The sequence below is a fragment of the Pseudomonas sp. RIT-PI-a genome (assembly GCF_001187875.1).
GTDB classification, from domain to species: Bacteria; Pseudomonadota; Gammaproteobacteria; order Pseudomonadales; family Pseudomonadaceae; genus Aquipseudomonas; species Aquipseudomonas coleopterorum.
The window spans coordinates 508,059-530,780 of the sequence record NZ_LGIR01000011.1 but is presented as its reverse complement, the minus strand read 5'-3'; the positions used below and the strand labels follow the sequence as shown (position 1 = coordinate 530,780).

20 protein-coding genes are annotated in these 22,722 nt (G+C 60.8%); 1 reads left to right on the top strand and 19 read right to left on the bottom strand.

Annotation, left to right across the window (positions count from 1 at the left end; genetic code table 11):
• Positions 1-50 precede the first annotated feature (50 nt).
• The 6 genes from AC788_RS04690 to AC788_RS04665 all read right to left on the bottom strand — a co-directional run bounded on the left by AC788_RS04690 (position 51) and on the right by AC788_RS04665 (position 6,737).
• Complete coding sequence (locus AC788_RS04690) at positions 51-1,361, bottom strand: MFS transporter (RefSeq protein WP_049859438.1); 1,311 nt, start codon at positions 1,359-1,361, stop codon at positions 51-53.
• A 159-nt stretch (positions 1,362-1,520) separates the two neighbouring features.
• Positions 1,521-2,669 carry a galactonate dehydratase gene (gene dgoD, locus AC788_RS04685; RefSeq protein ID WP_049859437.1) on the bottom strand — a complete coding sequence of 383 codons (1,149 nt, stop codon included), beginning with the start codon at positions 2,667-2,669 and terminating at the stop codon, positions 1,521-1,523.
• Between the two features lie 173 nt (positions 2,670-2,842).
• Complete coding sequence (locus AC788_RS04680; protein WP_049859436.1) at positions 2,843-3,466, bottom strand: 2-dehydro-3-deoxy-6-phosphogalactonate aldolase; 624 nt, start codon at positions 3,464-3,466, stop codon at positions 2,843-2,845.
• A 1-nt stretch (position 3,467) separates the two neighbouring features.
• Positions 3,468-4,466 (bottom strand): 2-dehydro-3-deoxygalactonokinase, encoded by a 999-nt coding sequence (locus AC788_RS04675; RefSeq protein WP_049859435.1) that lies wholly within the window; start codon positions 4,464-4,466, stop codon positions 3,468-3,470.
• 419 nt (positions 4,467-4,885) lie between these two features.
• Positions 4,886-6,181, bottom strand: coding sequence for an MFS transporter (locus AC788_RS04670; RefSeq protein WP_049859434.1), 1,296 nt, complete (start codon positions 6,179-6,181; stop codon positions 4,886-4,888).
• A 94-nt stretch (positions 6,182-6,275) separates the two neighbouring features.
• Positions 6,276-6,737 carry a hypothetical protein gene (locus AC788_RS04665; RefSeq protein ID WP_049859433.1) on the bottom strand — a complete coding sequence of 154 codons (462 nt, stop codon included), beginning with the start codon at positions 6,735-6,737 and terminating at the stop codon, positions 6,276-6,278.
• A 448-nt stretch (positions 6,738-7,185) separates the two neighbouring features.
• Here AC788_RS04665 and AC788_RS04660 point away from each other — a divergent pair, with 448 nt between their 5' ends.
• A complete protein-coding gene (locus tag AC788_RS04660) occupies positions 7,186-8,466 on the top strand; it encodes a glycosyltransferase (protein ID WP_049859432.1) in 1,281 nt (426 codons plus the stop codon).
• A 26-nt stretch (positions 8,467-8,492) separates the two neighbouring features.
• Here the strand turns inward: AC788_RS04660 and AC788_RS22185 are convergent, their stop codons facing one another.
• The 13 genes from AC788_RS22185 to gmd form a co-directional block, all read right to left on the bottom strand.
• Entirely contained in the window at positions 8,493-8,675 is a 183-nt protein-coding gene (locus AC788_RS22185) for a ComEA family DNA-binding protein (protein ID WP_442962740.1), read from the bottom strand.
• A 404-nt stretch (positions 8,676-9,079) separates the two neighbouring features.
• Positions 9,080-9,889 (bottom strand): hypothetical protein, encoded by an 810-nt coding sequence (locus AC788_RS04650; protein WP_049859431.1) that lies wholly within the window; start codon positions 9,887-9,889, stop codon positions 9,080-9,082.
• Positions 9,890-9,922: 33 nt separating this feature from the next.
• Complete coding sequence (locus AC788_RS04645) at positions 9,923-10,597, bottom strand: hypothetical protein (protein ID WP_049859814.1); 675 nt, start codon at positions 10,595-10,597, stop codon at positions 9,923-9,925.
• Positions 10,598-10,608: 11 nt separating this feature from the next.
• Positions 10,609-11,586: a glycosyltransferase family protein gene (locus AC788_RS04640; RefSeq protein WP_049859430.1), complete on the bottom strand. Its 978-nt coding sequence runs from the start codon at positions 11,584-11,586 to the stop codon at positions 10,609-10,611.
• A gap of 67 nt (positions 11,587-11,653) precedes the next feature.
• A complete protein-coding gene (locus tag AC788_RS04635) occupies positions 11,654-13,132 on the bottom strand; it encodes an ArnT family glycosyltransferase (RefSeq protein ID WP_236690480.1) in 1,479 nt (492 codons plus the stop codon).
• Positions 13,133-13,137: 5 nt separating this feature from the next.
• Entirely contained in the window at positions 13,138-14,046 is a 909-nt protein-coding gene (locus AC788_RS04630; RefSeq protein WP_049859428.1) for a glycosyltransferase family 2 protein, read from the bottom strand.
• A gap of 249 nt (positions 14,047-14,295) precedes the next feature.
• Positions 14,296-16,296, bottom strand: coding sequence for a polysaccharide biosynthesis protein (locus tag AC788_RS04625; RefSeq protein ID WP_049859427.1), 2,001 nt, complete (start codon positions 16,294-16,296; stop codon positions 14,296-14,298).
• 100 nt (positions 16,297-16,396) lie between these two features.
• The gene (locus AC788_RS04620; protein ID WP_049859813.1) at positions 16,397-17,401 is read right to left on the bottom strand and encodes an MraY family glycosyltransferase; all 1,005 of its coding nucleotides are present in this window, start codon (positions 17,399-17,401) and stop codon (positions 16,397-16,399) included.
• A 2-nt stretch (positions 17,402-17,403) separates the two neighbouring features.
• Entirely contained in the window at positions 17,404-18,375 is a 972-nt protein-coding gene (locus tag AC788_RS04615) for a UDP-glucose 4-epimerase family protein (protein ID WP_049859426.1), read from the bottom strand.
• A 24-nt stretch (positions 18,376-18,399) separates the two neighbouring features.
• Complete coding sequence (locus AC788_RS04610) at positions 18,400-19,515, bottom strand: glycosyltransferase family 4 protein (protein WP_082223569.1); 1,116 nt, start codon at positions 19,513-19,515, stop codon at positions 18,400-18,402.
• Positions 19,512-20,657: a glycosyltransferase family 4 protein gene (locus AC788_RS04605; RefSeq protein ID WP_049859425.1), complete on the bottom strand. Its 1,146-nt coding sequence runs from the start codon at positions 20,655-20,657 to the stop codon at positions 19,512-19,514. Before AC788_RS04605 ends, AC788_RS04610 begins: the two co-directional genes overlap by 4 nt.
• Positions 20,658-21,554, bottom strand: coding sequence for a GDP-mannose 4,6-dehydratase (locus tag AC788_RS04600; RefSeq protein WP_049859424.1), 897 nt, complete (start codon positions 21,552-21,554; stop codon positions 20,658-20,660).
• Positions 21,554-22,585, bottom strand: coding sequence for a GDP-mannose 4,6-dehydratase (gene gmd, locus AC788_RS04595; protein WP_049859423.1), 1,032 nt, complete (start codon positions 22,583-22,585; stop codon positions 21,554-21,556). Before gmd ends, AC788_RS04600 begins: the two co-directional genes overlap by 1 nt.
• Between the last annotated feature and the right edge of the window lie 137 nt (positions 22,586-22,722).

Sequence of the window (22,722 nt, the reverse complement as noted above, 5' to 3'; positions counted from 1 at the left end):
TTCGCGTCGAGAAAAAGCAGGCGCATTATGTTCGCCTGCTTGCAAAGCGGTCAAAGCTCGATCCGCTCGACCTTGCCCACCAGCAGGATATAAGACAACGCCCCAACCAACGCCGTGACCGCGATGTAGGTAATCGCCGGCGCGAACGAGTCCCCCGTCGCCAGGAAACCGATGGCGATCGGCGTGGTGATCGCCGACAGGTTGCCGATGAAGTTGAACACCCCACCCGTAAGCCCCAGCAAACGCGCCGGCGCCAAGGTCGAGACCAGGGACCAGGTGATCGAGGCCAACCCGTTACCGAAAAATGCCAGCGCCAGGCAAGCGATCACCAAGGCTGTGGAATCCACATAGTTGGCGCCGATGATGCAGGTCGAGATCAGCAGTCCACCGATGATCGGCAACTTGCGCGCCAATCCGATGCTCGCGCCGCGACGGATCAGCCAGTCGGAGAAGAACCCGGAGCACAGCACGCCGACGAAAGCTGCCAGGAACGGCAGCGAGGCGAGCATGCCCGACTTGATGAAGTCCATCCCGCGGTATTTGACCAGGTAGGTCGGAAACCAGGTCAGGAAGAACCACAGGGTCGAGTTCAGGCAATACTGACCCAGGTAGATGCCCCAGAGCTTGCGCTTGCTCAGCACGATACCCAGGTCGGTCCAGCTGAAACCGGCCTTGGCCTGACGTGCCGATTTCTGCATGTCGACCAGGCCGCCGCCGTCGCTGATGAGCTGGATTTCGGCAGCGTTGGCGCCTTTGAAATCACGCGGCTCGCGGTACACGGTGTACCAGATCACCGCCCACACGATACCCACCAGACCGGTACTGACGAACACCATGTGCCAACCGAATTCGTGTTGCAGCCAGGCCAGCACAGGGGTCAGGAAGGCCAGGCCGACAAACTGGCCCGACGTGTAGAAACCGATGGCGGTGGCGCGTTCGCGCTCAGGGAACCAGGTCGTCACCACACGGCTGTTGATGGGATACGCCGGGGCTTCCAGCGCACCCACCGCCATGCGCAGTACGAACAGGGCGATGAAGCTGCCGGCGAAACCGAGCATGACCGTGGCGATGGACCACAGGGCCAGGGCCACACTGTAGAGAATGCGCGGCGGCACGCGGTCCACCAGCCAGCCACCGGGGATCTGCATGGCCGCGTAGGTCCAGCCGAAAGCCGAGAAGATCAGGCCGACGTGAACCGGATCGATACCCAGGTCGCTGGTCAGCGCCGGTGCGGCGATGGACAGGTTGCTGCGGTCCAGGTAGTTGATGACCACGGTGATGAACAGCAGCACCATGATGAAGAAACGCTTGCGGCTGGGCGTCGCCAGCGCCGGAGCGGTGGTTGCGGTTTGCGTGTGCATGGGGTGCCTCTTATTGTAGTTGTAGAGGGTGATGCGGCGCCCTGGCGGACGCTTTCGCAGGCAGATGGCTCACCGCCTGCCCCGCTCTCACAAAGGTGTCGATATCCGTGTGGGAGCGGGCTCTGCCCGCGAAGGCCGCGCCGCAATATCAGCGTCTTCTCACCACTCGGCAAAGCTGCCATCGGCGTGGCGCCAGATCGGGTTGCGCCAGCGATGGCCGATTTCGGCCCGCTCCCGCACGTACTCCTCGTTGATCTCGATGCCCAGCCCCGGCCCATTGGGGATCTTCACGAACCCGTTGTCGTAGTCGAACACCTCGGGATGGGCCACGTAATCGAGCAGATCGTTGCTTTCGTTGTAGTGAATGCCAAGGCTCTGCTCTTGAATGAACGCGTTGTAGCAAACCGCATCCAGCTGCAGGCAAGCCGCCAGCGCGATCGGACCCAGCGGACAATGCAGCGCCAGCGCCACGTCATAGGCTTCGGCCATGTTGGCGATCTTGCGGGTCTCGGTGATCCCCCCGGCGTGCGACGCATCGGGCTGGATGATGTCGACATAGCCTTCACTGAGGATCCGCTTGAAATCCCAGCGCGAATACAGACGCTCACCCAGCGCGATGGGCGTGCTGGTCAGCGGCGCCAGCTCCTTGAGCGCTTCATAGTTCTCGCTCAGTACCGGCTCTTCGATGAACATCAGCTTGAACTGATCCAGTTCCTTCATCAGCACCTTGGCCATGGGCTTGTGCACCCGGCCATGAAAATCGACGCCGATGCCTACGTTCGGCCCGACCGCATCACGCACGGCCGCCACACTGGCCAGGGCGCGATCGACCTTGTCGAAGGTGTCGAGGAACTGCAGCTCTTCAGTGCCGTTCATCTTCACCGCCGTGAAACCACGGGCGACGGCTTCACTGGCCGCCCGCGCCGTATCGGCCGGCCGATCCCCGCCGATCCAGGAGTACACGCGGATGCGATCACGCACCTGACCGCCCAGCAGATCGCTGACCGAAACACCCAGGGCCTTGCCCTTGATGTCCCACAGCGCCTGGTCGATACCGGCCAGCGCACTCATGTGGATCGCACCGCCGCGGTAGAAGCCGCCGCGGTACAGCACTGTCCAGATGTCTTCAATGTTGCGTGGGTCCTTGCCGATCAGGTAGTCCGACAATTCGTCGACCGCGGCAGCCACGGTATGCGCGCGGCCTTCCACCACCGGTTCGCCCCAGCCGACCACGCCTTCGTCGGTTTCGACTTTCAGGAAGCACCAGCGCGGCGGAACAATGAATGTAGTGAGTTTGGTGATTTTCATCGGTTGTCTCTCTTGTTCGATGGACGCTCAAGCGCCTGGAAATTTTACCGTTGCCGCCCGTACCGATTGCGTGGGAGCGGTCTTTGGCCGCGAACCAAGCGGCGTGGTGGATCAGTCACTGCGCTGTGCCCTCTTCGCGGCCGATGACCGCTCCTACAGGGGCGCGCAGCGTGTCAACCTTTCAGCGACTGCCACGCCTGCACATACGCCTTGGCGTTATCCGCGACCTGCTGCACCGTCATGCCCGGCTTGAACAGGCCCGAGCCCAGGCCAAAGCCCGCCACGCCCGCGTCGAGAAACGGCTGCATGTTGTCGGGGCTGATCCCGCCTACCGGCACCAGCGACGTGCCCTTGGGCAACACCGCCAATAACGCCTTGACCACCGCAGGTGTCAACGACTCGGCCGGGAACAGTTTCAACACATCGGCGCCCGCAGCGAGGGCGGCGAAGGCTTCGGTTGGCGTCACCACGCCCGGCGCCAGATACAGGTCGGCCTCCTTGGCCGCCTTGAGCACCACAGGGTCACTGTGGGGCATGACGATCAACTGCCCGCCTGCGGCTTTCACCTGCTGCACCTGTTCGGCCGACAGCACTGTTCCGGCGCCGATCAGGCAGTCGGCGGGCAGGCTGTTGCGCAACAGCCGAATGCTGTCGAAAGGCTGAGGGGAATTGAGCGGCACCTCGATGATGCGAAACCCGGCGTCATACAGCACTTCACCGATGGCCACCGATTCCTCGGGGCGCAGGCCACGCAAAATGGCGATCAGCCCGTTCTGGGCCATTGCTTGCTTGAGCATGTCAAACCTCTTGGAGCTGTTGAGCGACGAGCCCGGCGGCCAGCGCCAGGCTCCAGAGACCGCGTTCGGTGGCCTGTTCGGCCTGGCTGACGCTGGAAAAACCGCAAAGGGCCAGGGCTTGGCTGTAGCGCTGGCACAAGGCCCCATTACCGATCAGGACCACCGCCGGCAGCGCCGTCTGGCCACTGCGCTGGCGCAGCATTTCCGCCAACGCCCGCAGCTCGTGCCCGATCATCAGGCCGGACAGGTAGTCAGCCTGCTCGCTGCTGGACAACTGGCCGGTCAAGCCGAGGCTGCGCGCGCTGAACATGGTCGACAGCACGCCGATGCTGCCCTCGGCCGACATCGCCACAGCAACGCCGCGCTCGAAGGCCACGCTGTCGAACGACGCACTGCGCTTTTGCGTGCGGCCGAGAATGGTGTGGGCACTGGCAGCGGCGAACAGCTCGCCGGTCATGAAGGTGTCGAAATGTTCGATGCGCTGCTCGACCACCCTCGCCCACTTCGAGTGGCTGCCGGGAAGACCGACCAGCAGGGTCTGGTCGCGCTCGGCCGGGGGCAGCGACTGCAACAGACCGAAGATCTGGGTTTCCTCGCCGCGCATCACGTTGGGCAGCGCCGAGCGTTGCAGGACGCCGGGCACAAGGTGCACATGGATGCCGCGCAAGGTGCGTACCCATTCCATGCCAGCGGCCACGTCGGCGGCCTGGGCAGGGCTGGCGCAATAGGGGACTTCACGCCAGCCCTGGGCGCTGCCGACCATGCCGCAGGCGATCACGGCAACGTCGGGGTAGGCGTCGAGCCAGTCGCCACAGGCTTCGTCGAAGGTCAGTTCGAAACCATCGCGGGTGGATTCACCGCAGATGGTTCGGGGGATGGTGGATAGCTGCATGATGCCGCGATCCAGCGAGCGCTGGTCGAGTACATGGCCTTCAGGGCCGAGCAGATAGGCTCGCAGGGAACTGGTCCCCCAATCGAGTGCAACGAGTTGCGGCTGCATCGCTTCACCTTGTTTGTTTTTGGTAGTGAATGGCGGTGTGTGATGGCCGACTATAAATCCATTCGAACAGAAATCTCAATATATAATTATCAATCCCATATATAGGGATACACCTGTGGAAGCAGGCTCTGCCTGCGAAGAATTCACCGCGCCCTACCTGCCAGATCCCTGTGGGAGCGGGCTCTGCCCGCGAAGAATTCACTGAGGTGTAACTGGCAGAACGCGGTGCTCCATTCGCGGGCAGAGCCCGCTCCCACAGTTCTGCTTCTTACAGTTCTGCTTCTTACAGTTCTGTTGCCACAGTTCTGCTCCCACAGCTTTGCTTCTCACAGATCTGCCTCACCAGTTCTGCTTCAACAGGTCTGCTGCCTTAAATCGGCCATAAAAAAACCGGCCTGAAGAAGGCCGGTTCGTTGGAGTCAGGCGTACGCCTGCAAGGGGCGGCGTCTGCCGAAGATCCATGCGGTGCCGATGCCAACTGCGCCCATCACCACGCAGTAGCCTACGCACACCCAGGGGCTCCAAGGCATCAGAGCTATCAGCAGCAACGGTGTGGTGCTCGCCCACAGTGCATAAGCGATGTTGTAGGTGAACGAGATACCCGACACGCGAACTTTTGCCGGAAACAGGCCGACCATCAGCGACGGCACCACACCCACCACCCCGCACCCCAGGCCTGCCAACGCATAAGCCAGCGCCAGACTGCCAACGCCGGCGACCAGACTGGCGTACAGCGCAGTAATGCCCAGCGGCAGCAACACGCTGTAAAGAACCAGCGCACGCCAGGCGCCAATGCGATCGACCAGCAGGCCCGCCAGCACGCAGCCGATGTTCAGAAACACGATGCCCAGGCTGCTCAACGCAAAGGTATGCCGGGCATCGAGGCCGAAACGCTGCTGCATCACCGTCGGCGTGATCACCACCAGCACGACCACAGCCGAGGTCAGCACGCACGTCAGCAATACCGCCGGAATCAACGATGCGCGATGCTCGCGTAGAACGGTGCGCAGGGAAAACTCGCTAACTTGCTCGCTGCGCGCGCGCATGGCCAGAAATACCGGCGTTTCGCTCAGCAAGCGACGCAGCCAGACCCCTACCACGCCGAATACGCCGCCGAGCAGGAACGGCAGACGCCAGGCCCAATCGAGAATCTCCTGTGGTGTGTACACCCTCGCCAGCACGGTGGCGGTCAGCGCCCCCAACAGGTAGCCGAAGGTCAATCCGGCCTGAAGAAACCCCAGCGCATAACCGCGTCTGCGCAGCGGCACGTGTTCGGCGACGAACACCCAGGCACTCGGTACCTCCCCTCCTACGGCTGCGCCCTGCAGGATGCGCAAGGCAAGCAGCAGCAGCGGCGCAAAGTAGCCGATCTGAGCATAGGTCGGCATCACCCCGATCAGCAGGCACGGCACCGCCATCATCAGGATGCTCAGGCTGAACACCCGCTTGCGCCCTAACCGGTCGGCAAAATGCGCCATGAGAATGCCGCCCAAAGGACGGGCCAGGTAACCGGTCACGAAAATACCGAAGCTCTGCAGCAAGCGCAGCCATTCCGGCATCTGTGGGGGAAAGAACAACTGACTCAGGGTCAGCGCGAAGAAAACGAAAATAATGAAATCGTAGATTTCCAGCGCGCCACCAAGGGCCGCCAGACCGAGGGTCTTGTGGTCGCTGCGGTTAAGCAGCAGTGGCTGGGCTGAGCTATCGGCAGGCATGGGCAAATCCGCAGGTGACCGACGACGCGTATCCTCGCGCCTGTCAAAGGCGCGCAGGATAGCAAAAAGCGTCGGACGTGGCAGGCGCGAACGGCTACAGCGGAGGGGCGCTCAAGGATTTACGCGTGCGAAGACCGTCCCCGATTACCCGTACGCGGTGCTCCAACGGGGCCTTGGGCGATTCGACAATGGCCATGAACGTTCGCAGAGCTTCAAGATCAGGCAACTGCCTGACGCTGGTACGCAACGGCTCGCCGCTGGCATCGGTCAGTTCCGTTTCGATCTGCTTCTGGCTCTCATACAGCAACGCATGGCGGACCAACTCGGTGTTCTTGCAGAACCGTGGCAGATCAACACCTGAGCGCACCGCCATGTCGGTGTTGGCAATCAACAGATCGAATGGCTCATAGGCGCTTTGCACCATGGTCAGCAATTCGTCGAGAGAACGCACGGGTACGACCCTGAAATAGCCCAGATTGTTGAGCGTTCGCTCGATCTGCACCGCTTGCTGCCCTAGCTCGTCGGCAATCAGAATGCGCAATGTCTTGTCAGCCATCATCCACTTCCCAGGCACGGGCGCGGGACGGTCCCTTACCCGTCGCGCCAAGCCACTACGGCGAGTGCAACGCAACTCGCGTTTTCCTATGAATATCACCCTCGAGGGGTGGCCCGCCGGCAAGCTTACTCTCCCAATCACCCGTTCGGAATGAAAAACGTCGAGCATTTGACGATAATTTACAAACCACCTTTGAGATCTATTGCAACCTGATGTTTTAGAAGCTTTTTTTATGTATTACGAGACGTATGTCAGGTAATTTTCCGACGATCAGCACAGTTCCAGCGTAAAAATGCAACGTCCACATGGAACGAGCGTCACAGACCCACGCTCATAGCTTAAAATCTTCCCACCGCGAAAGATCACTACATCGGTGCCCGGCTCGCCCAGATTGCCGTTGATACAGGAGTTGACGTATTTTGATCACCGGACCCTGTGGGAGTCGGCAATGATTCGCTTTGCCATCATCGCTCCACCCCTACCCAGCCATTTCCAGCCGCTCGAACACTTGGCCATGGAGCTGATCGAACGCGGTCACAGCGTGACGTTCTTTCATCGATCCGACGCCCGAAGCCTTCTGCGTTTCGACCGAATAAAATTCCACGCCGTCGGCCACAAACGCGTTCCTGCGGGGAAGCATTCCGAGAGCCAGGTATTCGCGCCGTATTTCGATACCCTGCTCGGCCGGCGGCGCAACTATGCAGACATGGCTCAAGTGACACAGATGCTGTGCGAAGAACTGCCGGCGGCTCTACGCGAAGATCGCATCGATGCCCTGCTCTGCGATCAAATGGAAGCAGCCGGAGGGCTAGTCGCCGAATCCCTTGGCCTGCCGTTCGTTTCCATCGCCTGTTCCCTGCCGGTAAATCGCGAAGACGCCACAGTGCCGTTGGCCGTCTTTCCCTATTCCTACGAGCGTGGTGACGATGCGCTCAAGCGTTATGCCCGGGCCGAACGGCGTCACGACTGGGTGATGAAACCTCTGCGCCAGGTCATTGCGCGCCAGTCCGCGGCGCTTGGCCTGCCAGTCCGCGAGAGCCTGCATCAGTGCCTGTCGCCGCTGGCGCAGATCAGCCAGACAGTGCTGGAGTTCGATTTCCCTCGGCCCAACCTGCCGCCCTGGTTCCACGAAGTCGGTCCGTTGCGCCGAGTTTCGGATGAAATGAATCACCTGCCCTACACCCTGGACAATACCCGGCCGTTCGTCTTTGCAACCCTCGGCCGCCAGCATGGCAATCGGCTCGGTCTGTTCAAACGCATCGCCCAGGCCTGCAAGCTGCTCGATGCGCAGTTGCTGGTGATGCATTGCGGCGGGCTCACCCATCGCCAAAGCGACCAACTGTTGCGGCATGGTGCCACCTGGGTTACGGACTTCGCCGACCAAGCGATGTTGTTGCAGTACGCCGACGTACTGGTGACCCACGGCGACCTCGATATCGTGCTCGAGGCCGTCGTGGCGGAAACCCCCATATTGGCCTTGCCCATCGCAGCCGACCAGCCAGGTGTTGCGGCGCGCGTGGCCTACAGCGGTTCCGGCGTGCACGCCAGCAAGCACAGCAGCAGCCGGGAACTGGCGGAGCATCTGCGTCATTTACTGGAGAGCCAATGGCCGGAGCTTGAAACCCTGGCCGATGCCATCCACGTGATGGGGGGAACCGAGCGAGCGGCGGATATCGTCGAGGCGGTTATCCCCGACAAGTCCAAGCTCTACCTCATCAGCTCTCGTTGAGGGCCTGGCCATAGGTTGGCTCAGGCTCAAAGCGCAAGCTTCTCGCGATTGCGATCAAACAAGGCTTTGCCTATGCCTTTCACTTCCAGCAGCTCATCTATGGAATCGAAAGGCCCGTAAGCTTCGCGGTGTTTCACAATGGCTTCTGCCTTTGTCCGCCCTATCCCTGAGAGTTCACGCTTGAACGTCTCGGCATCGGCAGTATTCAAGTTGACTCTGTTTGGCAGCGAGCGCTGACTGGCAGCAAGCGTCGATGCTTCAGCCCTGGAAACAGGCGCCGCCTGAACCAGCACTGCGCAATGTGCCAACATGACAACTAGCAAACAGGAAAAAAACCTTCTGTGCACTGTGTACGCTCCATGATTCACGTGAGGTAAGCGGCATTCCAAAGCCGCTCGCACACACTAGCCAATGAAGCCAAACATTCCACTCGCGTGCTGTCAGGAAATATGTCTCAGGGCGGGACATCCTGAAGATCCGAGCGCTGCCGCCCACCTTGGCAAGTGTTAGCAGATGTGCGCCGTTACACTCAACCGGGTAGCCGCGTTGCAAGTTCAGGCTAGGGTCTGTGTGAAAAGTCTTGAGACAAGTATCAAGGCGTTTCACACAGAGCCTAGGATGACCGGCGCCGGGCGTCGAACCAGGTGCGCCAGTAAGCAATGGGGTGCAGGTAACGGTTTTCGCGCTTACCCATACCATGCTTGCCAGTGAAATCTTCCTCGGCATAGTCTCCGTTAATGCGGACACGTGATGCAGTGGTCGCCAGCAAGCATATCTTGGCATTGGCTTGCTGAAGAGCGAACTTGAGTAGACGTTCGGAGTGCAACTTGCGACCCGTGGCCTTGGAAAACTCGAAAATGCGTTCGATTCGGCGACCGTAGGCCCGGTAAACGTCACGCCCGCAAATCGCGAATCGATCATTCAGGCCGCCCCACCACTGCCAGTTGGGGATGTAGGCATTCAAACGGCGCGCGTCAGGCTGATCGAATACATAGCTGGGCAGAGGATCGTGATACTTGAGGTCAGGCCGAACAAAGATGACGAAGTCCGGATCGAACGCTTCCACCCTTGCAGTAACGCTATGCAAGGAGTGCAGTTGCAGCAGCAGGTTGCGGACCGAGGCGTGCTCATCCCCCCAGGTATCGCCCAGTGCCTTGATCCGTTCGAACTCCCACCGCTCCAGCACACCGGTGTCTCGTTCGAGCGCTCCGGTCATGGTCAGGAACGGATCATAATTGGCAGCGATCAGGGCACCATCCTCTCCCGAGCGTCGGTTCGAAACGGTGTCGGTCTGGTACAGATGATAAAAGCACTGCACGTTCGCCCCTTGTGGGATCTGTGCAAGCACCTGCTTCTGGATCGACGGGAAGCATATTGCAGAATTTCTGGGGATGCCAAAGAACGCGACGGCCACTTTCAACACGTGATCTTTCCTGAACGGGTGTGGGTACACTTTTTATCGGCGTTTGAACAAGCGATGCCACCAGCTTGGCTGGCGCTGCAGAGCCAGGGTTTCAACGTCGGCGTTGGCCAGCCAGGCCCGCTCGTAGTCCCAGGCATGCCCGCTCCAGAGCTTGCCGCCATCATTGGAGTAGCCGAGGGTCAGCAGACGGAAGTCCATGCCCTGGTCACGGCGCAGCCAGTCGAACAGTACCAGCGCATTGAACCCCGTCGACGGGCCGACGAATCGTTTGCCGTTGGCATGGGCACTGGGATAATTCCACAGCGCAGGCAACGGAATGCGTTCGCGAAACAGCGAGACACCTTTGACAGGTGACATGGGATGGGCAACACCCACCAGTATCGTAAAGCAGCGAGCCTCGGGAGCTTGCCACAGCGCCTGCACTCCAGGCCCATAAGGCAGACCGAAGAAATACTGGTCAGGCGCATTGTAGCCATGGATGAAGATATTCGCGCTCAGACTACTGAGCAGCGGCCACTTCAGGCAGGTATTGAAACTGACCACTGCATCTCGGGGGCCGAGCGCCAGGGCGTCGACGTCGGCCTGGCCAATGGCAGGATTATTGGCCACCAGCACCACCCGCTCGGCACTGCGCAGGCAGTCGAGCAAACCTTCGTCGAACGCACCGAGGATATCCTGATCCCCCCCGGGCAAGGCGGCCAGGTCCATATCGCCGTGGTTCACTGGCTCGGCACCTTGAGCCCGAAACGCATCTTCACCCACCACTGCGTCAGCGGCCCGGGCGCTTGCCAGCGACGCATCGGCGCCTGGATCGCCGCTGCCAGATCCCGTCCCACCCGCGCGAAGCTGTAGTTGTCGCGGGCGAATGCCTGGCCATTTTCAGCAATCCTCGCCGCCAGCACCGGGTCGCTCTCAAGCAAGGCAATTTTTTCCAATGCCTCGGCCTCTGAACGGTAGAACACCACGTTGTGCATGTCCTCGAACCCCAGCAGGCGGTCCTCCTCACCCTGACTCCAGGCCAACAGTACGCAACCACAGGCCAGCGCTTCGAAGTTCTTGATCATGAACTCGCCCATACCGATATCGGCACTGACGAAGACCTTGATGCGGTTGAGTGTCTGCAGGTACTCCTCGCCCGATGCGGTCTTGGCGATCAGCATCCCCGTCTTGCTGGCCAGGGACTCGAGGATGGCGCGGCGTTGCGCATATTCCTTGCTTTTCAGGCTGCCCAGAAAGCCCAGGGGAATGTCACGCGCTCCGCCCAGATTGTGCAGCATGGCGTCGTCATAGCCCTTGGAAATGAACAGTGCGTCTATACCTTCGGCCTGCATGCGCTGCGCGACCACCGCACCGGAGACCAAAGCCCGGCAAGCAGGCAGGCGAGCATACAGACGGGAATACATGTGGCGGTATTTGCTGTTGGGCATGTAGTTCTGATAGGCGTCATGTTCCAGGAATATCAGTCCGGGCACACACTTCAGGACTCGCCATTGAGGCGCTAGACGCTTGACGCGGGAGAACACCACCACGCGGTCGAAGTTCTGATGGTTCACCGACGCAAGAAACGGCCCCAGGTTCATCTGCTGCGCCTTGGTGAGCCGCATGATCACGCAGTCATCACAATGCTGGCGAATAATGTCGTACAGGCGGTCAAGCAGCACACGCTGCTCGTCCATCACCAACAGCAAGACTTTCATACCTCTACCTCAGTACACGAATGCATCGACGCCACCTGCCTGCGCAGTGATCCAAGTGGATGTGACATCAGCGTCCAACCACCGTCACGGTCTTGCCTTTTCGCTGGGGGAAGCTGGCCAGAACCTTCATGTGATGTTCGGCCATCCACGCCTGCAACCAGGGCTCGCTTTCGGCGGCTTCGAAAACGAAGTACTGGTAACGCTCGAGACTGCCAGGAGCGATCGCAGTCTCACGTGGGAGCGTGGGCTGCGGATACCCGCGCCCGGCGTAGTAGGAGATACGCCCATCTTCATAGAACACCGGCGTCTGCTCTTCGATGTGCTGCGCAACCCATTGGCCAGCGGCGACGAAGTTGGTTTTCTTGCCGCCCAGGGAGATGACGTTCGCCAGCATCATCAGTACGCCCAGCACCAGCATTGCCTTGCCCAATTTCGGATACGCCTGGGCCAGGCGCGCCAGCGCAACCGCGAGCAGTGGCAGGAGCAGCACATCGAGGAAGCTAAGGTAGCGGCCGATCATGAACTGCGAATGGATGAAGAACAGCATCATGACGACCAGATAGGCCGCCGCCACGTAGGCAAAAGGACGGAAAGACTTCCAGTACAGCTGCCAAAGGCTCCAGGATCGTGGCCAGAGAAACGGCAGGGCAAACGGTCCCATCATGCTGACTGTCTTGATCAGAAGCGACGCCAGCAGGCCGAAAAAGACGATGCGACCGGCTTCATCGACAGAGTATTTGTTGATCAGTGAACTACCGAACTGATGGGCCAGTGTATTGAAGTTGGTCAATATCGATTGCGGGCTGATCAACGCCATCATGAGTTCGATACGACTGGACTGCCAGTCTACATACACCGCCAACACGGCCAGTACCGGAACGAGCAGCACCAGCGGCAGGCAGAAAAACTCCAGGAATTGCCGGCGCCGCCCGCTGATGAACAGATTTGGTAATTGCCACACACCCAATGCAACCAGAAGCGTCAAAGCTTCGAGCCGGAACAGCACGGCGGCAGCGACGGCCAGGTAGATAGCCGAGGCGCGCAACCAGCCACCACAGGTTTCCCAGCGCAGCGTGAGCCACAGCGCCAGCGTACAGAAGAACCAAAAGCCATCCTCGCGGATGATGTCCCAGCGAAACTGGTTGATCGCCGGCATGGCGAGCACGACAAGGCACGCCCACCAGGTCGCCTCTGGCACACGCTGGCGGATACAGTCGACCAGCAGCGTACAGGTGCCGGCCATGAACAGCGCGCAATACAGGTGGGCGCACCACTCCAGCGGCAGGCCGGTCACCGAATGCGTGCCCGCGATCAGCAGCGCAAACCAGGGCCAATTGAACATCTCCAGCGCAATACTTGAACCGTGGAGACTCGCCTGGTAAGCAATGTCCATGTAGAACGCGGCATCACGCGCCAGGATGTCGGTGCCTGCCATCGCTATGAGCGACAACACCAGGCTGCCGATGAAGGTCAACCACAAAGGCGAAAGCTTGTTGAATACCGAAGACGGTGAGTTATGTCTCGCCGCTGAAACCGCTGACCACATGCAGGCTAATCCTTGAAGAACAAATTGATGGCCTTGCGCAGGTAAACCCAGCGCAACGCCTGCGGGCCACTGAGGTACAGGGCTCGTCGGTAGTAATGGAGCGCTTTGGAGCGTTCCTTCTGGCGCAGTGCTGCGCGAAACAGAGAAAGGTAGCGCTGCGCCTGGTAACGTCGGCGCAGCGGCTGGCATTCTGCCGGTAGCGTTGAAAACACTTCCGTAGTCATTGCCAAGGCCAACGACTCTTCATCCCGTCGGTCGTTGCGCAAGCTGTCAGGGTGTTTGTGGATGCGGGCGATCACCTGGTCCGTGATCATGATCTTCTGCGCAGTCACCAACAGATACGCGAACACGGGAATGTCCTCGCCAGAGCGCAGTTGCTCCGCGTAGGGTCGCTTGATCAGGAGTTCGCGGGTGATCAGGATGCTGCTGGGCGCAAATGAAATACGCTTTTGCAGCAGATACCGACAGATCTTGGCCTTGGCACTCATGTCGGGCACCGGGGCGGGAAGCCGAGTGCGTTCGCGGCCGTCCGGATGGACTGACACGTGGGCACCGATGATCACGTCGGTGCCAGGAGTGGCTTTCACCATCGCGCGCAGCACCGCGATTGCACCTGGAATCAGTTCGTCATCGGCATCCACTGGCAGGATGAAACGACCTTTCGCCACGCGGATGCCATGGTTGCGAGCCGCTGCCGCACCGGCGTTCGGTTGGTAGAGATAGTGTATGGATGCAAAGCGTGGCAAGTAGCCGTCCACGATCCTGGCGGTGTCATCGGTAGAGCCATCGTCCACGATGATCAGTTCCAGATCATCCGCCCACTGATCGAGAATCGAGTCCAGGACGCGATGTAGGTATCGACCGTAGTTGTAGGTGGGCACGACGACGCTGATCAATGTCGTAGGTGGCGTCATGCGGGAGCCATCGCCTGCAATGGTTTACCCAGATCGTGGCAACCTAGGTCGCATCGGCGCTCGAGCCTTGAGGCGCAGCACATGCCGAAGAGGGTCGAAACCAAGGACATAACCTCTATCAATCTAGGCGCCGCGGTGCAGACGGAGGGCCCTAGGAACTTAAAAAACCGAGTATAACCCAAACCTACCGCTCGTCGCTGATGGCTGCGCGGGAGCGGTTGTCGGCATCGGAAAGGCCGGCGCGGCAGGTCAATCGCTGCCACCACGGTGCTGCTGCAGGTGCAGCCAATCGACGATCTCGCCTTCTGGCGCGTACCCGCTCACCGCTTCCTGCAGGATCTCGCGAACCCGGTCGAAATCGGTGTCGTCGAGTGCGCGCAGCAACGCGGCCAGTTCACCCTTGAGCCCCTCCCACGACAAATGATCCTCATGGGCACTCATGATCATCGGGTGTCGGGTGGCAACCACGTTGTTGCCGATCAGCAGCTCCTCGTACAACTTCTCTCCCGGCCGCAACCCGGTGAACTCGATGCCGATGTCGCCCTGCGGATTCTGTTCGGAACGGATACTCAAGCCCGACAGGTGAATCATCTTCTGTGCCAGGTCGATGATCTTCACCGGCTCGCCCATATCCAGCACGAACACCTCGCCCCCGCGCCCCATGGAACCGGCCTGGATCACCAATTGCGCGGCTTCTGGAATGGTCATGAAATAGCGAGTGATATTCGGGTGGGTCACCGTCACCGGGCCACCGGACTTGATCTGCTTGTGAAACAGCGGGATTACCGAGCCTGAGGACCCGAGCACGTTGCCGAAACGCACCATGGTGAAGCGCGTCTTGTTGACCCGCGCCACATTGGCCGGGTCGCCGAACAGCACCGGTGCCACCTCGCGGCTGAGCGCCTGCAGGGTCATCTCCGCCAGGCGCTTGGTGCTGCCCATCACATTGGTCGGGCGCACGGCCTTGTCGGTGGAGATCAATACGAAGTTGGCCACTCCGGCCTGCAGCGCTGCCTGGGCGCAATTCAGCGTGCCGAGTACGTTGTTGCGCACGCCTTCGGCGATGTTGTGTTCCACCATCGGCACATGCTTGTAGGCGGCCGCGTGGTACACCGTGTCCACCTTCCAGGTGGTCATCACTTCGAGCAGCTTGGCCTGGTCACGCACGGTGCCCAGGGTCGGCAGCATTTGTACGTTCAGCCCTTCGCGAGTCGCACGCTGCTCCAGCTCGCCGCTGATGGTGTAGAGATTGAATTCGCCATGGTCCAGCAGAATCAGCAGCGCCGGCTCCAGGCCCAGAATCTGTCGGCACAGCTCGGAGCCGATCGACCCCCCTGCCCCGGTCACCAACACCGACTTGCCGGCAATGCAGTGCTCCAGCAGGTCATCCTGGGCAGGCACCGAATCGCGCCCCAGCAGGTCCGCGATGTCCACTTCCTGAATGTCGTCGACCTTGACCTCGCCGCTGGCCAGCGCCGTGAAGTTGGGCACGCTGCGCACATGCAGGGGAAAGCCTTCGAGAAAACTGAGAATCTGGCGCCGACGCGAACGCGAGGTCGACGGCAGCGCCAGCAGCAGTTCTTCGGCGCCGGTCATGTCGATCATGCGTTGGATATGCTTGGGCTTGAACACCTGAAGACCGGCGATCACCCGGTCGGAAATGCTGGGGTCATCATCGATGAACGCCACCGGACGCATTACCCGGCCCATGCGCAGCGCGGCGACCAGTTGATTGCCCGCCACACCTGCACCGTACACCGCCACCTTGGTCAAGCGATCGTCGCGCCCGGCGAACGGCACGTTGTGCACCGCGTTGAACCAGTCGCCCATGAAGTACTGACGCATCGCCAGGCGCAGGCCGCCGATGATGACCAGGCTGATCCACCAGTAGTTGAAGATGATCGAGCGCGGCACCACGGTCTGGTGATTGCTGTACCAATACACCACCAAAGCCAGGATCAACGACGAGAGGCTGACCGCCTTGACGATGGCCACCAATGCATCGTTGCCAAAGTAGCGCATCACCGCTCGATACATCCCGAAACGAATGAACAGCGGTATCGCCACCAGCGGCGCGGCCATGAACAGCCAATCGTGCGCCCGAATCGGGTTGTACATGTCCTCGACGCCCAGGCGCACCAGGAATGCCATCCACAGCGCTACCCAGACCAGCACAATGTCCGTGACCACCTGCAGCATGCGCTTCTGGCGACGTGGCAAACCCAGCAAGCGTGTACGTAACTTATCCATCGACATTCGACCCAATTGGCCCCTGACCCTGACGGTCGGTTGCAGCAACTACGTAACCATAAGTGCGATCAGTGGATTGCACCAGCGCGCGGACGCAATTTCATATGCGTTCCAATTCGCCCGCATGATAACGAAAAGCAAGCCACAACAAAGGGATGTATGCAATGACGGTGCCCAGCACAGAGTTTAGACCGAAAACCGTCACATACAGGGCGATGGGTAACAGCCACCCCAAGGTGATCAACGCCGTTGCAACGGTGATCGGCAGGTGCCTGCCGTAAACCCGTGAAGCGTACTGATAGGCATGGCTTCGGTGGGCCTGGTACACCTTGTCGCCGCGCAGCAGGCGGCGCAGCAGGGTGAATGTCGCATCGACGATGAACACCCCCAGCAGGATGACCCAGGCCCAGAAATAATTCGGCTCGACCCACGCGGCCTGGACCGAAAGGATGGCCAGCACCAGCCCGAGAAACCCGCTGCCCGCATCGCCCATGAAAATCTTCGCCGGCGGCCAGTTCCACAGCAGAAAGCCCGCCACCGCTGCAGCGAGCAAGGCCGGCAGCCACATCAACTGAGGGTGCCCGCCCACGGCATAGATCACGCAGGCCCCGGCGCACACGCAGATGGCCTCGACACTGGCGATGCCGTCGATACCGTCCATGAAGTTGTAGAGGTTGAGCATCCACACCAGATACAAAAGGCCGAACGCCCACCACACCGGCGCAAGGCCATCGACTGCACCGAGCACACCGGGCATGCCGCCCAGCCACATCAAAGCCCACGCGCCCGCACCGAAATGCCCAAGCAGACGCCAACGCGCGGCAATGTGATTATGGTCGTCGAGAAAACCCACCACCGCCACCAACGCACCACTGCCGAACAGCGCCAGCCAGGAGCAGCTGTCCAGCGTTACATTCAGGGTCAGCAGCGTTATGGCCGCAAGGAACACCAGCACGATGGCGACCCCGCCGCCGCGCGGTGTCGGCACCGTGTGGGAGCTGCGCGCATTGGGTACGTCCATCAGGCTGCGCGCCAGCGCATAGCGGCGCAATGCGTAGGTCAGCCCGTAGGCCATCACCAGAACGATTACCAACCACAGCAGCATGCTCATCGGCGTCGCGCTTCCACGTAGGGCCGCGCGGTGGCGAGCAATGCATCGGCCATTCGGGTGGAGGGTTCCCAACCCAACAGCTGGCGATTCTTGTCGATGTCCACTTCCAGCGACTCGAACAGACGCTGCGTGACTGCGCCCTGCCCCAGGGCTTTCGCCACGCGGCTCATCCACGGCAGCGGCACATCGAGCAGACGCGGCTTCTTGCCCAGCGCCGTTGCCATGGCTTGCACCAGACCTGCGGTCGACACCGCTTCGCCGTCACTGACCAGGAAGGTTTGATGGGCGGCCGCTGGATGCTCCAGGCAAGTGCATACCAGGTCTACAAGGTTATCTAAAGCGACCAGGCTGCGGCGATTGCTGGTTCTGCCGAATGGCAACGGTACGCCTTTGTTGACCAGGCTCATCAGCGCCTGGAAGTTCGCCCGTACGCCTGGCCCGTACACCAGCACCGGACGAATGATCACCACTTCCATGCCCGTAGTCTCAGCCAGCGCACGCAGGCCCACCTCCGCTTCCAGCTTGGACACCCCGTAGGCGTCCTGCGGTGCCGGCTCGTCGTCGGCACGAAACGGCCGGCCCGGCTCGGTGGCTTCGCCATTGACCTTGATCGAGCTGATGAACATGAAGCGTCGAACCCCGGCCTGAGCGGCCTGACGGGCGAGGTTCAAGGTGCCTTCTACGTTGACCCGGCGAAACGCCGCCAAGGGGTCGGCCTGGGACTCGCGCATGACATGCACCCGCGCAGCGGCGTGGACCACACTGTCGATGCCGGCCAGGGCGCTGGTCCAATCGGTGTCGGTGGCCAGGGTCGGAACCACGCACCCTTCAACGCCCAGAGGCAGTTGCGTGTAGGCGCGGCGAACTGCCGCCCGCGTGTTGGGGCAGCCCAGCTGCACCAGACGCGCCGCTACGGCGGCGCCGACGAAACCCGACGCGCCAGTGACCAAAACAGGTTTCGAGATCATGAGCCAGTACCTTGGTCGAGTGGGTTAACGCTGCAATACGTCGTGATACAACTGCACATAACTGTCCGCCATTCCTTGTGCGGTAAATAACTGCTGGAAACGCCGGGCCGCGGCGGCGCCCATGGCACTGGCCATGGCCTCGTCGTTCCACAGGGTCTGCATGGCCGCTGCCAGCGCCTGCGGATCGCGGGGTGGAATCGCCAGCCCGGTTTCACCGGCACGATTGATGTAGCTCATGCCGCTGCCGATGTCGCACGAGATCATCGGCTTGCCGTACATCGCGCCTTCAAGCAGCGAAATACCGAACGACTCGGAGCGCAGGTGCGAAGGAAAGACAAAGGCGTGGCACAAGGTGAGCAGCGCCGCCTTGTCTTCATCCGGCAGGCCGCCGAGAAAATGCACGTTGCTCACGTCCAACTGCTGGGCGTAAGCCTTGAGTTCGGCCTCCAGGTGGCCACCGCCGAGAATCACCACCGGCAGCCCAGTGGCTTTTGCTGCGTCCAGCAGGTAGTTCAAACCCTTGTAGTAACGCAGCGCGCCAACGAACAGAAAGAACTTGCCCGGAAAGCGACCACGCCAGTGCGTCAGGCGCTCGGCGCTGGGTTGGGGATAGGTCGCCGGGTCGAGGCCGAAGGGAATGACCGACAGTTTCTCGGGAAAACGCTGCAGTACCGGGCTGCTCGCCGCGTAATCAGGCGAAGACACGACAATGCGGTCCATGGCCCCAAGAAAGCGGTTCATCAGCGGCTGGTACAGCTTGAGCAAAGTCTTCTGCTTGATGATATCGGAGTGGTAACTGACCACCGACGGCTTGCCCGTACGGCTGGCAAAATGCACCAGGTCCATGAACGGCCATGGGAAGTGGTAGTGGATCAGGTCCGCCTGGCTGGCCAATGCCTTGAAATCGCCCAGCGCCGACCAGGAAAATCCGGTGGAAGCCACATGCAGATCAAGTTTCGAGCGATGGGCGATGTGGTGCCCTACCCGCTCGTTGCGTGCGGCGCCGCGATCACTTAGGTACAAGACCTCGGACTGCACACCGCCAGCGGCACAGCCTTCGGCCAGCTGAAAGATCACCTGCTCGACGCCGCCCATGGAATCGGGAAAGTAGGTCTTGAAAAAATGCAGCACCTTGATCATCGGTTTTCCAGCGTCTTGCGATAGGCGATCAGCGTTTGTGCGGTGCAACGGTCCCACGAGAAGCCGTTGGCGTGGGCCAAGCCCCGTTGACGTGCGTCCGCGCGCCATTCAACGTCTTCCAGTGCCTGAGCCATATGCTTCGCCAAGGTCTCGACATCCATCGCTTCGCACATCAGGGCCGCATCACCTGCCACCTCCAGCAGCGAGGAGTTATCTGAGCAGACCACCGGCACGCCCGAGCTCATCGACTCCAGCACCGGCAGGCCGAAACCTTCGTACAGCGACGGAAACACGAACAACCGTGCGCCTGCGAACAGGATCGGCAGGTCCTCGGCGGACACGAATCCTAGATAACGCGCCCAGCCCTGGCGCTGCGCCGACTCGATGCGCGCAAAAATGGCGTCGTTGCGCCAGCCCCGATAGCCGGCAAGAATCAGCGGCCAACGCTGACGCGTGGCCAGCGGCAAGGTTTCATAGGCCGTGAGCAGCGTTTCGATGTTCTTGCGCGGCTCGATGGTGCCGGCAAACAGGCTGTAACCCTCATGGGTCAGGCCATAACGGGCGAGCACTTCGCTGGTTTCGGCGGCGCTGCGTGGATGAAATTCCGGGGAACTGGCCAGCGGTACGGCATCGATCCGCTCGATGGGCCAGTCGAAATACTCGGCCAATTCGCGCCGAGTGAATTCGGAATCAGTGATCAGGCGATCAGCCCGCTTCAAGGTCAGCCGTAGTTCTTTCTGCAGGTAGCGCGCCAGCTGTGGTGCATGACACTGGGACCAGGTGAACGGCGACAAATCGTGAAACGTCGCGATGCGAGGCCCTTTGAACGGCGGCAGATAGTAGTTGGGGCTGTGATACAAGTAGTCGCCATGAGCCTTCAAGGCCCGGGCCTTGAGCAGCGGCATCAGCAGGCGATAGGCCTCGATGGCGAGAAAGTTCTTTTGCACCGCACGCTTGAGGCTGTAGCCACTGCCAGAGGCATCGGCCGCACTAGGCAAGCCTGGCAGGAAACTGCGACCAGCAAAGAACTGCAGGTCAGTGATCTCGGGGCTTTTCTGCAGACGCCGCGCCAATTCATAGGTGTAACGACCGATGCCCGTCAGCGGAAAGCGGACAGGCTCGACGGAAAGGACAACCTTCATTTATTGGGCAGCCAACATCCATTGCAGGGTGTCGCGTAAGGGCGGGGTCTGCCAGTCGCCGACCAGCGAGCGCAGGCGAGTATTGTCTCCGCACAGCGTCTTAACTTCGTTGGCGCGCACAAACGCGGGGTTCACTTCCACGCGGATGCGGTGGCCAGTGATGCTTTCGCACAACTCGATCACTTCGCGCAGAGAATGGGTGACACCCGAGCTGACGTTGACGGTCTGCCCCAAAGGCTTGTTTTCCAACAGCCCGCGGTAGGCAGCCACCAGCGCACGAACGTCGCTGAAATCGCGCCATACATCGAGGTTGCCCAACTCGATGACTTCGGCTTTGCGGCGGAAGTGCGAAACGATCTTGGGCAACAGGAAATTGTCCGCCTGCCCCACCCCGGTGTAGTTGAACGGCCGGGTAATGACAATCGGCAAGCGGGTTTGCCACAGGCTGGCCATGTATTCCATGGCCAGCTTGCTGACGGCGTAATCGTTGGCCGGCGCGGGCGCCGTGCCTTCGTCCAGCATGCCTTCGGATGCATTGCCATACACATTGGCGCTACTGGCCAGCAATACACATTCAGGCGCCTTGCCCGAAGCGGCGAGCGCTTCGAGCAAGTTGCGCGTCCCGATCAGGTTGACCTGATAGAACGCATCAGCCACACCATGGCCCACGAACGCCAGCGCGGCGAGGTGGACCACATAGTCAGGCTGCAGCTCTGCCAGCAAGGCGGCGAGCCTGGGCGCATCGTTCAGGTCGGCCTGGTAGTAACCAGGCTCCTCTGACGGCTGACTGCCCAGGCCGATGACTTCATACCCATGGGCCGTCAACTCGGCCGCCATGTAGCGACCGGTGAAACCCTGGATACCAGTGATCAATGCACGCTTGCCGACATTAGCCATCAGAACGAGAACCCTTGCTCATTGCGGCGCAGGTCGGCCTCGACCATCATGCGGCACAGCTCTTCCAGCGACGTTTTCGGCGCCCAGCCCAGTACTTCCTTGGCCTTGGCCGGGTTGCCGATCAGCAGGTCGACTTCGGTCGGACGGTAGAACTTCGGATTGACCGACACCAGGACCTTACCGGTCTTGGCGCACAAGCCCTGCTCGGCTTCGGCTTCGCCCTGCCACTTGATCTCGATGTCCGCGGCCTTGAATGCCATGGTGACGAAGTCACGCACGGTTTCGGTACGGTTGGTGGCCAGCACGAAGGTGTCCGGCTCGTCGGCCTGCAGCATGCGCCACATACCTTCGACGTATTCCTTGGCGAAACCCCAGTCGCGCTTGGCGTCCATGTTGCCCAGTTCCAGGGTGTCCTGAAGGCCCAGCTTGATCTTGGCGACGGTGTCGGTGATCTTGCGGGTCACGAACTCACGACCGCGCAGTGGCGATTCGTGGTTGAACAGGATGCCGCTGGTGGCGAAGATGCCGTACGACTCGCGGTAGTTGATGGTCATCCAGTGGGCGTACAGCTTGGCCACACCGTAAGGGCTGCGCGGGTAGAACGGGGTTTCCTCGATCTGAGGAATGGCCTGCACCTTGCCGAACATCTCGGAGGTCGAAGCCTGGTAGAAGCGCGCTTTCGGGTTGACGATGCGGATGGCTTCCAGCAGGTTCACAGCGCCCAGGCCGGTAATTTCGGCGGTGGTCAGCGGCTGTTCGAAGGAAACACCCACGAAGCTCTGCGCGGCGAGGTTGTACACCTCGGTGGCTTCGGTGGTCTGCAGCAAGCGGATGCTGGCGGACAGATCGGTCAGGTCGTACTCAACCAGGTGCAGGTTGGGGTTGTTCTGGATACCCAGCTCTTCGATACGCCAGAAGTTGACGGAGCTGGTGCGGCGGTAGGTGCCGTAAACGGTGTAGCCCTTTTCCAGCAGCAGTTCCGCCAGGTAGGCGCCATCTTGACCAGTGATACCAGTGACAATAGCTTTCATGCGAATTAACCAACTCCATTTAGTGCCGACGAGGCAGCGAAAGAGAAACCGAACAACGCTTGCGGCAGCGCAAAGCACCGGCGCCTTATCTGTAAACCGCGGAGTATACATATACCCGCCAGATCAGCCCAGTCTCC